General features: G+C 63.7%; 12 protein-coding genes. 5 read left to right on the forward strand and 7 right to left on the reverse strand.

Going from position 1 to position 11,961, the window contains the following annotated elements; genetic code table 11:
• Positions 1-215 precede the first annotated feature (215 nt).
• The 3 genes from PSRA_RS09125 (at position 216) to PSRA_RS03395 (ending at position 2,735) form a co-directional block, all read left to right on the forward strand.
• Complete coding sequence (locus PSRA_RS09125; protein WP_143516315.1) at positions 216-440, forward strand: hypothetical protein; 225 nt, start codon at positions 216-218, stop codon at positions 438-440.
• Positions 441-449: 9 nt separating this feature from the next.
• Complete coding sequence (locus tag PSRA_RS03390; protein WP_094660499.1) at positions 450-1,268, forward strand: DUF6591 domain-containing protein; 819 nt, start codon at positions 450-452, stop codon at positions 1,266-1,268.
• 120 nt (positions 1,269-1,388) lie between these two features.
• Positions 1,389-2,735 (forward strand): hypothetical protein, encoded by a 1,347-nt coding sequence (locus PSRA_RS03395; RefSeq protein ID WP_094660500.1) that lies wholly within the window; start codon positions 1,389-1,391, stop codon positions 2,733-2,735.
• Positions 2,736-2,943: 208 nt separating this feature from the next.
• Here PSRA_RS03395 and PSRA_RS03400 read toward each other — a convergent pair whose 3' ends face one another.
• The 6 genes from PSRA_RS03400 to PSRA_RS03425 all read right to left on the reverse strand — a co-directional run bounded on the left by PSRA_RS03400 (position 2,944) and on the right by PSRA_RS03425 (position 8,326).
• Complete coding sequence (locus PSRA_RS03400; RefSeq protein ID WP_094660501.1) at positions 2,944-3,489, reverse strand: low molecular weight protein-tyrosine-phosphatase; 546 nt, start codon at positions 3,487-3,489, stop codon at positions 2,944-2,946.
• Between the two features lie 32 nt (positions 3,490-3,521).
• Entirely contained in the window at positions 3,522-4,226 is a 705-nt protein-coding gene (locus PSRA_RS03405) for a dihydrofolate reductase (protein ID WP_094660502.1), read from the reverse strand.
• A 207-nt stretch (positions 4,227-4,433) separates the two neighbouring features.
• Positions 4,434-5,306 (reverse strand): thymidylate synthase, encoded by an 873-nt coding sequence (locus PSRA_RS03410; protein WP_094660503.1) that lies wholly within the window; start codon positions 5,304-5,306, stop codon positions 4,434-4,436.
• Positions 5,307-5,398: 92 nt separating this feature from the next.
• On the reverse strand, positions 5,399-5,815 hold the full coding sequence (locus PSRA_RS03415) for an OsmC family protein (RefSeq protein WP_094660504.1): 417 nt from the start codon (positions 5,813-5,815) through the stop codon (positions 5,399-5,401).
• A gap of 266 nt (positions 5,816-6,081) precedes the next feature.
• The gene (locus tag PSRA_RS03420; protein ID WP_094660505.1) at positions 6,082-7,128 is read right to left on the reverse strand and encodes a universal stress protein; all 1,047 of its coding nucleotides are present in this window, start codon (positions 7,126-7,128) and stop codon (positions 6,082-6,084) included.
• A 100-nt stretch (positions 7,129-7,228) separates the two neighbouring features.
• The gene (locus PSRA_RS03425; RefSeq protein ID WP_094660506.1) at positions 7,229-8,326 is read right to left on the reverse strand and encodes a CHAP domain-containing protein; all 1,098 of its coding nucleotides are present in this window, start codon (positions 8,324-8,326) and stop codon (positions 7,229-7,231) included.
• Positions 8,327-8,774: 448 nt separating this feature from the next.
• On the opposite strand from PSRA_RS03425, the gene serC reads away from it, so the two are divergent.
• Positions 8,775-9,926 (forward strand): phosphoserine transaminase, encoded by a 1,152-nt coding sequence (serC, locus tag PSRA_RS03430; RefSeq protein WP_094660507.1) that lies wholly within the window; start codon positions 8,775-8,777, stop codon positions 9,924-9,926.
• 112 nt (positions 9,927-10,038) lie between these two features.
• Here serC and manA read toward each other — a convergent pair whose 3' ends face one another.
• The gene (gene manA / locus PSRA_RS03435) at positions 10,039-11,454 is read right to left on the reverse strand and encodes a mannose-6-phosphate isomerase, class I (RefSeq protein WP_094660508.1); all 1,416 of its coding nucleotides are present in this window, start codon (positions 11,452-11,454) and stop codon (positions 10,039-10,041) included.
• A gap of 195 nt (positions 11,455-11,649) precedes the next feature.
• On the opposite strand from manA, the gene PSRA_RS03440 reads away from it, so the two are divergent.
• Complete coding sequence (locus PSRA_RS03440; RefSeq protein ID WP_094660509.1) at positions 11,650-11,958, forward strand: hypothetical protein; 309 nt, start codon at positions 11,650-11,652, stop codon at positions 11,956-11,958.
• Positions 11,959-11,961 lie beyond the last annotated feature (3 nt).

Consider the following 11,961-nt stretch of genomic DNA (forward strand, 5'->3'; position numbering starts at 1 on the left):
ATTATACCATTGACGGTTTGTTTTTAGTGTTTCACGATGAATTTACGGCTCGAAGAGACCTTGATTTCATTCATTTGGAGTCACTCGCAGCACGACAAGGAGGGACGCATCCGCGAAATAAACATCGCCCTTTATGACGCTACCTCCCGGGAAATCACATGACACGATCGGCCGCTCAGCGGTGCCCGTCCGGGAACTGTAGCGCCAGAAAGGACATGAGCATCATGTTCGAGAAACTGGCAACAACCATCCTGCACGGCAAACGAGCGTTCGACAAAGCGTCTGGCGACGATGCAGGGGAAAACAGTGCATCACATTCGACTCGCGACGGAGCTTCGGACACCGTGTCAAAGAATCCGAGCACCCCGATGCCTCGAATGGATCACGCCGTCGCTACGACGGATGCCCGTAACAAAAACAGCAAAACCCCGAGAGAGTAAGGAAGAAAAATGGAAAACACCACCAATCCTGCGAATGGGACGAACGGCGCGCCACAAAACGGCATGCCACAAAACGACGCGCCCAAGAACAGCGCCACCACTACGGTCAGCGGAATACCGGCATACCTATGCTACGGCGGTTTCGCCCTCGGCCTGGTATTGCTTCTGCTCACCTTCTTTGTGAAAAAGTGGAGCACCGGCGTGCTCTTCGCCCTTGCGCTCATCGCCATCATCGCCTGCATCGTGGGCCGGGAGATGACGAAGGAGTACAAAGACTTCAGCGGCCGCAAGCTCGCTAAAATCGGCATCATCCTTGCAATCATCGCCCTGCCCGTTGGCATCGCAAACACCACCATGACCGAGCAGAGAGAAAACCTCGATGCAAGCCACGAAGCAGCGCAGCAGATGAATTCCTCCGCGGCGAATGACACGGAATCGTCCGAATCCAAAGAAACGGAAACCAAGACATCCGAGCCAGCGCAAACCGCCGAGCAGACCACCGAAGCGGCCACGGAGGAACCCACCGCGGAGGAAACCACTGCGACGAACGCCCCAACGACTTCTTCCGAAGACTTCCGCGCAATGATGGACTCCTATGAGGCGTTCATGGACCAGTACATCGCGTTCATGCAGAAGTACTCCACGAGCGACAACCCCGCGAGCATGCTCCAGGACTATTCAACAATGATGTCCCAGTACGCCGATTGGGCGACGAAGATGCAGGCCGTCGACGAAAACTCCCTCTCCGCAGAAGACTGGCAGTATTACGTCGAGGTCACCACCCGAATCAGTCAAAAGCTGGCAGCCGCTGGCGTGAGTGCAAACTAACAGCCGGTGTCAGGACGGGGACGACGGTTCCCGACCGAAGTCCCCATCCTGACAAGGCTGACCGACGCCGACCAGCAAAAATGGTCTGTCGAATCCTTGCAAAAAAGGAAAGGGAAACCGATGGAAGAGAACAATCCGATAGAGAACAATCCGATGAATGGAATCGGCGCATCGACGCCGCAGGCCGCAACCAATCCGGCGGCGAATCAGGCCCCTGCGCCCGATGAGACATCGACGGCGCAGGCTCCGACCGCGCAGATGCCGATGGCCGCCGGCAATCAACCCGCGGTCGGTGCAGCATTCGTTGGTGCGCCGGCTGGTGCACAGCCTGCAGCCGCACCGACCGGCGCGGGTACCGTGCCTCCGCAAGGCTCCGTCCCGACGGCAAACGGCGCCGCCCCACAGCCGCAACAGCCGCAGCAGCCTGCCACAATCCTGCAGAAAATCATGTGTTTTGGCGGTTTCGCCTTCGCCGTGGTGTTCCTGGTGCTGGCAATCGTGATCAAGAGCTGGAATAGCGCGCTATTCATGCTGCTGTTCATACTGCTGGCGCTCATCTCGCTCGGCACCTGCATCGCCGCGCTGGTGATGACGCAGAAGAAGAACTCCCACTACAAGCCGCGCATCCTGTCGATCATCGGCATCGTACTCACGGTGATCGCCCTCATCGTCGGCATGCCGAACGTCATGGCGGTGAATGCCCAGAAGTCCGAATCCTCCGCTGAATCCGAAACATCCACGGCCACGTCCGCTGAATCCGAAACATCCACGGCCACGTCCACGGGAACCGAATCGGAAACGGCCACGTCCACGGAAACCGCCACATCCGCTGCCTCGGATGCATCGCTCAATCCCACGAAGATCACCGATGAGGCCTCGCTGAAGAGCATTTCCGAAGCGCAGGAGAACGATCTCATCACCAGGCTGACCGCTCAGAAGGACGCCCTGACCTCAAAGATCTCGGACTACGACTCCTACAAGGCCAACGCCAGCGAGGTCGAGGCCTTCTACGACACCATCACCAGCGAAACGGAGAAGACTCTGCTCCTGTACCGTCAGGATGCCGCCGTCTATGCCAATGCTGTCTTGTCTTCAGGCAAGAGCGCGCATGACATGTATTCCGATATCGACGCCATCGACGATGACCTCTACAACGGAGCGCTGGATGACACCCTAGACGATGTCTATAACGGTTTGTTGGATGATCTGCGCGATGCCTTGTACAACGGCGTTCTGAATGATCCGGATGCGGCAAGCGACTATTCGGAATGGTCGTCCATCTGTTCGAACGAGTATTCACAGAATTCGAGGTCGAGCAGCGAAGTGTATGCGGCCATCTCTTCGACGTCGTCGAAGATCTATTCCTTTAGCTCCGCGTTGGGCATCCACCTCTACAGCGGCGACATCGATGCAGCCAAGAAGGAGCTGTCTGACTTCCAGGCCGAACTCGACAACAACAATCAGTAGTCTGCTAGCCTGTCCGCTCACCCGCCCCATCGTCTGCCGAATCTTCGCACGGGGATCCGGCAGACGATTTTCTATGCAGCACGCGCATATCCCAACGCCATGCAAGAGAAAGGGGCTGGTGCACATGCCCTTGAAGCATATGCACCAGCCCCTTTTCGGTGTGCATTCGATGAGCTTGCATTCGCGTGCGAAGCCAGCCGAAAACCACTCAGCGGCCGATCTCGCCCTTCACCCAGTCGATGATATACGGCGCCACCTCTTCGATCTGGTTGATGGCGATCTCGAAATCCTCGGGCCCGCCGTACCACGGATCCACGAGGTCGATCTCGTATTCCTTGCCCGGCGCCGGCGTGGCGAGGTTCGGGTCGAAGGAACGGTACATATGCACCTTGCTGCGGTCCTCGGGCGGCAGCATGCGCAGAAGCGAGCGCATATGCGAGGCCGTCATCGGCAGGAACAGGTCGGTGGCGTCGATCTCGCCGCGCGTGATGGCATGCGCGAAATGGTGCTTCGGGATCTCGTAGCCGCGGGCGCGCAGCACGCGCACGGCGCGCGGGTCGATCGGATGGCTGTATTCCTCGTCGCTGATGCCGCTCGACATCACGCGCACGCTGTCGGCGAGACCCTCGTCCTCGGCGTATTTGCGCAGGATGATCTCCGCCATCGGCGAACGGCAGATATTACCCGTGCACACCGTGGTGATGGTGTAGCGCGGGTCGTCCTTCAGGTTCTGCGAATCGGTGCGGCCGGCCATATGCCTCCCTCTGTTCTCTCGGCTTTCGGCTTTCAGTCCTCGTCGTCGTTCTTTTCGATCTTGCGGTACACGCGGTAGCGGAAACGCGGGATGCCTTCGTCTTTCGCGGGCGTCATCCATGGCGATTCGTCCTCCAGAGCCCAATCGCCCACAAGCGTCGGCGCATGGGTGTCGGTGTCGAAGGTGGCGTCGATCTGCGTCACGTAGGCGCGGTCGGCCTCCTCCATCATCTCCTGGAAAACGGTGGATCCGCCGATGATCCAGATCTCGGAATGATCCATTCCGTCATCCGGAATGGCGGACTGGCTCGCGCATTCGAGCGCCGCTTCCGGCGACGAAATCACGATGGCCCCGGGCGCGCGGAAGGAGGGGTCCGAGGAAATCACGATGTTGTCGCGGTTCGGCAGCGGCTTGCCGCCCAGGGACTCCCACGTCCTGCGCCCCATGATGACGGGATGCGAGACGGTGAGGGCCTTGAAATGCTTGAGGTCCTCGCCCAGATGCCACGGGATGCCGCCGGCGAGGCCGATCCCCTCCCCGCCGTCAGGCGTATGCGCCTGTGCCCAGATGAGGTTCACCCACGTGCGTTTCGGCTCGTCATCGCCGTCGAACTCGTCGTATTCCTCTTCATCCTCGTAGAGGTCGTCGTCGCCGAGCTCGCGGCCATGGTTCAGGTGCCCGGAAAAACCGGGCTTGGGTTCATGATGGTCCGTGCGACTGTGACTGTCATGCTCCATTGTCGGTATTCACTCCTTAGGTAACCCGGCCGTCCGGTCGGGACACAAACTAGGGAATCATCCTAGCATCGGTCCGTGTCGTTTCCCTAACAAACGATGGGAATCGTCCGCATGCGCGGTACACGCCCGGCGAAACGATGCGCGGGCGGAGCATCGCAGGCCTTCCGCCACGCCGCCGCGCGTCCCGCTTCGGCACCTCACACCACATCACACCGCGACGGGCGCGGCGATCTTGGGATGGTGCCTGTAGTTGATGACGTGGAAGTCCTCGTAGCTGTAGTCGAAGATGCTCGGGGCCTTGTCAATCTCGAGCGTCGGGTACGGGTAGGGCTCGCGCGAGAGCTGCTCGAGGAACTGCTCCACATGGTTGTCATAGACGTGGCAGTCGCCGCCGGTCCACACGAATTCGCCGGGCTCGAGGCCCGTCTGCTGCGCCATCATGCAGGTGAGCAGGGAATACGATGCGATGTTGAACGGCACGCCGAGGAACATGTCGCAGCTGCGCTGGTACAGCTGGCAGCTCAGGCGACCGTCGGCCACGTAGAACTGGAACAGCGCGTGGCACGGCGGAAGGGCCATGTTCTCGACCTCCGCGGGGTTCCAGGCGGTCACGATCATGCGTCGCGAGTCCGGATCGGTGCGGATGAGGTTCACCACGTTCGCGATCTGGTCGATGGTGCGGTTGGGGTCGTCCTTGGTCGGGGCGGGCCAGCTGCGCCACTGCACGCCGTAGACGGGGCCCAGGTCACCGTTCTCATCAGCCCATTCGTCCCAGATATGCACGCCATGGTCGACGAGCCAGCCGATGTTGTTGCTGCCCTTGAGGAACCACAGCAGCTCGTAGGCCACGCCCTTGAACCACACGGATTTCGTGGTGAGCAGCGGGAAGGATTCGCTCAGATCGAAGCGCATCTGCTGTCCGAAAAGGGAAATCGTACCGGTTCCCGTGCGGTCGGATTTCAGCGTGCCCTCCATGATGATCTTGCGCACGAGATCCTCATAGGGCATGGGGATGTCGGTCTGGGGCCGTGCGGGCATGCGCGACCGGATGCTGTCGAGTTCTTCCTGGGTAAGCGCCATATGTCAATCCACCGTCAATCTGTTTTCTCGTCGCGTTTCTCGCCGGGTCTGTCTAGGCCTGCGAAGGCTCCTGCAAAGCCTCCGCGCACGCCTTAGTGGCGCACGTCGATGCTCATGCGCACGGGGGTCTCGTGCTCATAGGTGTGCTTGACGGTGCAGCCGCTTTCGATGTGGCGGCGCACGCGCTCGGCGAGCTTCTTCGCGTCCTCCTCGGACAGGCCGGCCTCGGTGGCGTCGATGACAATCTGCTCCTCATAAGAGGTGAAGGCATCGTTGTCGGGATCATACGATCCGTCCACCACGATGCGCGCGCCCTTGCCTTCGCCCAGCGCGCTCTCGACGGCCTTCTCGCTCGACAGCGCGGCGCATCCCGCGAGCGCGATCTTGGTCAGGTCGCCGGGCGAGAACACGCCGCGGTCGGAGCCGTGACCGAACTTGATATGCGCGCCATCGTCCGAGAACGCGTCCCAGGAACCGTCCTTGTTTTTCTCAACCCACAGCCTCGACATATGACTCCTTCGTAAGTCTTCGTAAGTTCGTTCGTACGTCCCGGGGCCACATGCGCGGCCCCGGCATGCGAATCCCGCGGCGGCGCCACGAATGCGAACGGCCGGACGCGGGACGTGTGGCATGACCAGCATACCCAGAACGTCGCGCGCCCGGCCATCGCGGGTCGCGATTCACGCGCTCAGCGCAATCCAGTTGCGCAATGCCGCACGCCGCGACGCGCCGCAGCATCGCAGCGCCGCGCCGCCAAACACCACGCCGCAGCGCATCACTCGTGCTGCGCCGGATCGATCGTCTCCGCCACGCTCTCCGCCACGTTCTGCGACGCCGTCGGCACGGACACCGGCTCGACGCCCTCGATCTTCTCAACCGGCACCGACGGCACGTCCGCCGGGGACTTCGGCGCCTTGGCCAGCTCGGTTTCCGCGGCCTCCACGTACTTGCGCGGCACCACGTACACCGGAGACACCGAATGCTGCAGCAGGCCCTGGCTGATCGACCCGAGCAGCAGGCCGGTGAAGCCGCCGCGCCCGCGCGAGCCGACGACCACCACATCGTTGACCTTGCTCGCCTCGGTCAGCGCGTCGATGGCGGAGCCCGGGACGATGGAGGTCTCGATGTCGAGGTCGGGGAAATGCTCCACGATCGGCGCGAGGCGCGTCTTGAGGTCGTCCTTGTAGGACGCGAGCACGCCTTCCTCGATCTTGCCGCCGCGCATCGAGGGCACCGCGGAGATCACCGTGAGCTTGGCGCCCCAGAGGTTCGCGAAGCGCGCGGCGATGCGCAGCGCCTCGAGACCCCATTTGGATTCGTCGGAGCCGACGGCCACGCGGCTGATGGTGTTGTTCAGATGCATGACGGTTCCGTCGTCGTCGGTGTACGGCACCACCACGATGGGACAGTACGCATAGGCCGGCAGACTGGAGCTCGTCGTGCCCAGGAGCCGCTCGGCGAGGCCGCCCTTGCCGCGGTTGCCGATGACGATGAGGTTGTAGTTGCGGCTGAGCTCGACGAAGACGGCGCTCGGGTCGCCCGTCACGATCAGCGTCTCGGCCTCGACGCCCTGCTGGTCGGCGATGGCCTTGGCCTTCGAGAGAATCTCCTCGGCGTCGGAATGTGCGACGGCGTCATCGCCCATCGCGGTGTATGTGGCGTCGAAGGATACCGCGGCGTAGCTGGGCAGCGAGTACGCGCACACGATCTGCAACATAAGGCCCGCGTGCTTGGCATAGTTGGCGGCCCACCACGTGGCCTTGAAGCTGGCATCGGATCCGTCCACGCCGACCAGAATGGCCTTGTCGTTCTTTGTAGTCATGGATACTCCTTACGTCATTGGATGCCGGCGCGTCGTCGCGCCGTGCCTCGAGTCCCACTTTAGCGCGGGAGGTGACGGTTGCGTAAGGAGTGGTGGCGTGTCAGCTGTGGATATAGGTGAAATCGTGGATATTCGCGAGCGTGCGCGACGTGGCCTGGCCGAGCGCGCCGCCGGAATTTGCTTCGGAGATCACGATTTTGTCTCCGATCACGGCTTCGACGATGGCCACGTGGCCGTAGGTGGTGCTGGCGCCTGCCTGGCCGGGCGCGAACACCACGATGTCGCCGGCCTGCGGGTTGTTGTCGACCGAGTAGCCGAGCGCGCGGGCGGATGCGGCCCAGGACATGGCGTTGCCGAAATACGATCCGACGGGCAGGCCCAGCTGGTGGCGGCGCACATAGGCCCACCACGTGCACTGGCCGTAAGGGTAGGAGTTGCCGGTGTCGCCGGTCTGGTGGTCGACGCTGTCGGGGACGTCGACGTCGGAGGGGTCGGCGAGGAACAGCTCGTTGTTCCTCCAGATGCCGTCGGCGACCTGCTTGCCTTCGGGCAGCGTGAGGTTGCGCGAGGAGAGCGTGACGACCTTGAGCTGACCCATCGTTTCCTGGCCGTCCCAGCTCGTGGAATCCGAGGTGTCGACGGATTCGGAACGCGTCTCTGAGCGCGAGGACGAGGAATCGTAGGCGTCGCCGGTTACGTCGGAGGAGTCGGCCGGCAGGATCTGCTGCGAGGCGACCTGCGCTTCGGCCAGCGGCGTGCGGTCGAAGACGCCCGCGGCGCTCGCCCCGCACAGCGCGCCGGCGGAGCCGATGAGCACGACCATGGCGCCGGCCATCATGAAGTTCGATTTGCGCGAATCGCGGCGGTTGCGCTCACGGATTTCGCGGCGTGTCAGCGGCGCGGAGTTGAGTTCCCGCAGCAGCATGCGGCGCACGTCGACGACGGCGGCCACATCGGAGCCGGCGGACAGGGAGGATTTCGACGTTGCGGATTTCGCAGCGTGCTCGACGATGGCGGAGGGCACGCGGCCGTGCTGGGCATGGCGGGCCTCGGCGCTGACGGATTCGGCGTTATGCGAGATATGGCGCCCGGAATGGCGCGGGGACACCGACGAGGAGCCGCTGATCGAGGCAAGGGCCCGGATGGTCGCGAAGCTCTGGCGCTCGGCGTGACCCGCCTTATGAGCCGCATGTCCCATAGATGTGCTCCTTGAAAAGCCCGGCGTATGGCCCGCGCATGATGCGCGCCGCCCCACGGGCCGGTCGTCGTTGTGTTCCTGCTACATTTCCGAATGCTGTTCGCTGACTTGTGCTGACGCTGTGGATTCTATCCGGAGCAGATGACCGGAGGTTAAGGGTCAGTAACGTGCCAGACTGGCATCGATGCATATGATACAGCCGCCCCGTCATCGTTACCAGAGTTCCCGTGCCCTCGAATCCGCGCGTTTTCCGTCCCGGAAACGACGGATTCCACAATCGGGACGCCTTGGGACCGCGACGATTTTCACATTTTCTCCACAATGACGTTCCGTTATTGCACCTCGGCCACGTCGCCATATGCCTCTTTCGTGAGCGCGTCTCACGAATCGTGGGCCTTTCGCAGACCACCGGCTTTGCCTGACGGCTCTCCACGCTATTGTTGGAGCCATGACTACTACAGTGACGATTCCGCAGAATCTGCTTCCCCAGGACGGACGCTTCGGCTCGGGCCCGAGCCGCATCCGCGAAGACCAGGCCAAGGTGCTTTTCGACTCCTGGCGATCTCCGATGGGCACGTCCCATCGTCAGGATTCCGTCAAGGACATCGTCGCATCCGTGCGCAAGGGCCTGACCGACCTGTTCCGTCTTCCCGACGGATACGAAGTGGTGCTCGGCAACGGCGGCGCCTCCCAGTTCTTCGACATCGCATGCGCCAGCCTCATCGACCGCAAGGCCGCGTTCGGCGTGTGCGGGTCGTTCTCCGAGAAATTCGCCAAGGAGGCGCAGGGCGCGCCGTTCCTCGAGGATCCGGTTATCGTGACCGCGCCGTATGGCCAGGCCGCCGTGCCGGAGTTCACCGAAGGCGTGGACACGTACTGCTGGCCGCAGAGCGAGACCTCCACGGGCGTCATGATCCCGGTCAAGCGCGTCCCCGGCTCGAAGGAGGCCGGTGCGCTGACCATCATCGACGCCACGAGCTGCGCCGGCGCGCTGCCCGTCGACATGAGCGAATGCGACGCCTACTTCTTCTCCCCGCAGAAGGCCATGGGCGCCGAGGGCGGCCTGTGGGTGGCCATCCTCTCCCCCGCCGCCATCGCACGCGCCGAAGCCGTCGAGGCCTCCGCCACGCTCGAGGGCGCCACGCGCTGGGTGCCGGCCATGCTGTCGCTGACCAAGGCCATCAAGAACTCGCGCAAGAACCAGACGCTGAACACGCCGGCCATCGCAACGCTGATCCTCATGAACGAGCAGATCAAGTGGATCAATGCGAATGGCGGACTCGACTGGTCCGTGGCACGCTGCCGCCAGTCCTCGGGCATCCTGTACGACTGGGCCGAGAAATCCGACTATGCCACGCCGTTCGTCCCCGCGGGCCCGGCGCGCTCCGACTGCGTCGTGACCGTCAACCTCGACGACGCGATCCCCGCCTCCGAGGTGCTCGCGCATCTGCGCGCCAACGGCATCGTGGATTGCGGCGGCTACCGTGCGCTCGGCCTCAACCAGCTGCGCATCGGCGTGTTCCCGTCAGTCGAGCCCGGCGACGTCGAGGCGCTGACGCAGTGCATCGACTACGTGGTCGACCAGATGCGCCGCGCGTAGCGCTTCCACCGCGGTTTCGGTCCCGCGCATGACTTCGGTCCCGCGCATGACTTCACGGTCCCGCCCCTTCCGGGCGGGACCTTTTATTGCCCCACGCGCGCGAACACGCGCATCACAGGCTGGTGGAGGCGAGGAGGTACATGCCGGGCTCGCCGCCGCCGACCGAAGTCACGCGGGCGCGGCCGTCCGAGGCCGGAATGAAATACGATTCGCCCTTGCCCACGACCACGCTCTGCGTGTCGCTGGTGCAACGCACGCGGCCGCTCACGCAGACGAGCACGCGGGGGCCGCCCACCGCGGGAATCGCCGTGGCGGGGGCCACGTTCTGCGCGTAGGTGGTCATGGTGGTGCGCTGGCGTCCGGCCACCTTGCCCCACCATTTATCGGCGTCGGTGCCCACCTGCCCGCATGACAGCATGAATTCACGCAAATCGGGGCGGTATACGGCCAGGTTCGGCGCGAGCAGCGTCTGCATGGTGTGCGCGGTCGGGTCGATCGGCGGCGCGGGCGTGCAGTTGAGATTGCGCAACAGGTTCGGGATGTCCTTGTGCTTGGGCGTCATGCCCGCGCGCAGCACGTTGTCGGAGTTGGTCATGATCTCCGCGCCCGTTCCGTGCAGGTAGCAGTGCGGCGTGCCGGCGGGGATGAACACGGATTCGCCGGCGCTCAGGTGGACGGCGTTGAGCATGGCCACGCACAGCACGCTCGGGTCGCCGGGAAAGGCTTCGGCCGCCTGCAGAGCATGGCCGACGATGCGCCCGGCGCGACGATCGGAGCATGTGCTGGCGGCGGCGCGCAGCGCGTCGGTGAGTCCCTCGGCCTGGTCGGGCGCGGCGGTGACGGCGAGACGGAAGGCGCGGAAGATGCGCCGCTGGGTGTGGCCCCAGACGCGCGCCGAGGCGGGCATGTCGGTGTCGAGGTCGGAATCGTCGACCAACGATGGCGCCTCCGCGTACCGCGAGCGCAGACTCCAGCGACCGCGGTGCATCGACACGGCGCCCGATTCGCCGCCCGCGATCTCATGCGCCATGGCGCGGGCCAGCGGGTGGTCGATGGAGTTGAGCGCACGCAGCTGGACGGGGCGCGGAGCGAAGCCGACGGATGCCTCGAAGTCTTCGAGCGCGACCACCATCTCATGTTTGGCAAGGGTGTCCTTGAAAGAACGCACGGGCGAGTCGAGGGGGATTCCCGCGGCGTTCTCGCGGTTGAAGCCGGCACGCGCCTCGAAATCGAGCGGGTGCACTTGCAAAGACAACGGAATGCGAGCGGAGATTATCTTGAACAGATACGGCAGCACGGGGCCCCAGGTTTCGGAAACGGCCGTGCCGACCATCAGCTCGGGGGCGCGGCGGATGGCTTCGTCGAGCGCCATGGTCTCGCCGTCCACGTCGACCGGCGACGGCGAAGCGGCGTGGCCGCTGAACCACATCTCGGCCAGTGGGCCGTCGGTTCCGACGCCGAAAAGTTCCTGCAGTCGATGATCGGAGCCCCACGAATACGTTTTGGGAACCGGTCTGATCGGGAACACAGGGCCTCCTCGTATCGTTGCTGCCTTCGGTGCGTATCGCTGCGCGTGAACCACTCCACCTTAGCGCGATTCCCGGAACGAGCCGGGAGCGCCACGCCCCTTACACGCTCCCCATACACTCGGCATCGCCCGCGCCACGCGCCAAACGCCCCGGCCTTCCGCGAAGGGCTCCGCCCACGATGTAAGGTAGGTGTCATGAAACTGGCACCGATCTGGGACCCCTCCGTCCGCAAGCCCGACCCCAAGCCCGTCCGGGTGGACCTCTTCCCACTGTTCCTCGGCGGCACCCTCGTATGGGCCGTTGCGGGAATCGTGTGCCTTGTCTGTTACCTGCGCGGCGTCATGTCGCCGCGCGCGGCCATCACCTGCGCGGCCGGCGTGATCATCGGCGCGATGCTGCTGGTCTGGGAGCGCCGCGAGCGCAGCACCTACCGCCTCCTGGGCAAGGATGGCACCGCCACCGACGGCGACGGTGCCAATGGCGCCACGCCGTCCGCCGAATAAGGA

Source organism: Pseudoscardovia radai, from assembly GCF_002259605.1.
GTDB classification, from domain to species: Bacteria; Actinomycetota; Actinomycetes; order Actinomycetales; family Bifidobacteriaceae; genus Pseudoscardovia; species Pseudoscardovia radai.

Coding starts and splice junctions, on each gene's coding strand:
- PSRA_RS03400 (WP_094660501.1), bottom strand. CDS start 3,489: ATGGCCGGCCGCACCGATTCGCAGAACCTGAAGGACGACCCGCGCTAC.
- PSRA_RS03395 (WP_094660500.1), top strand. CDS start 1,389: ATGGAAGAGAACAATCCGATAGAGAACAATCCGATGAATGGAATCGGC.
- PSRA_RS03390 (WP_094660499.1), top strand. CDS start 450: ATGGAAAACACCACCAATCCTGCGAATGGGACGAACGGCGCGCCACAA.
- PSRA_RS03415 (WP_094660504.1), bottom strand. CDS start 5,815: ATGTCGAGGCTGTGGGTTGAGAAAAACAAGGACGGTTCCTGGGACGCG.
- PSRA_RS09125 (WP_143516315.1), top strand. CDS start 216: ATGAGCATCATGTTCGAGAAACTGGCAACAACCATCCTGCACGGCAAA.
- PSRA_RS03420 (WP_094660505.1), bottom strand. CDS start 7,128: ATGACTACAAAGAACGACAAGGCCATTCTGGTCGGCGTGGACGGATCC.
- PSRA_RS03440 (WP_094660509.1), top strand. CDS start 11,650: ATGAAACTGGCACCGATCTGGGACCCCTCCGTCCGCAAGCCCGACCCC.
- serC (WP_094660507.1), top strand. CDS start 8,775: ATGACTACTACAGTGACGATTCCGCAGAATCTGCTTCCCCAGGACGGA.
- PSRA_RS03425 (WP_094660506.1), bottom strand. CDS start 8,326: ATGGGACATGCGGCTCATAAGGCGGGTCACGCCGAGCGCCAGAGCTTC.
- PSRA_RS03405 (WP_094660502.1), bottom strand. CDS start 4,226: ATGGAGCATGACAGTCACAGTCGCACGGACCATCATGAACCCAAGCCC.
- PSRA_RS03410 (WP_094660503.1), bottom strand. CDS start 5,306: ATGGCGCTTACCCAGGAAGAACTCGACAGCATCCGGTCGCGCATGCCC.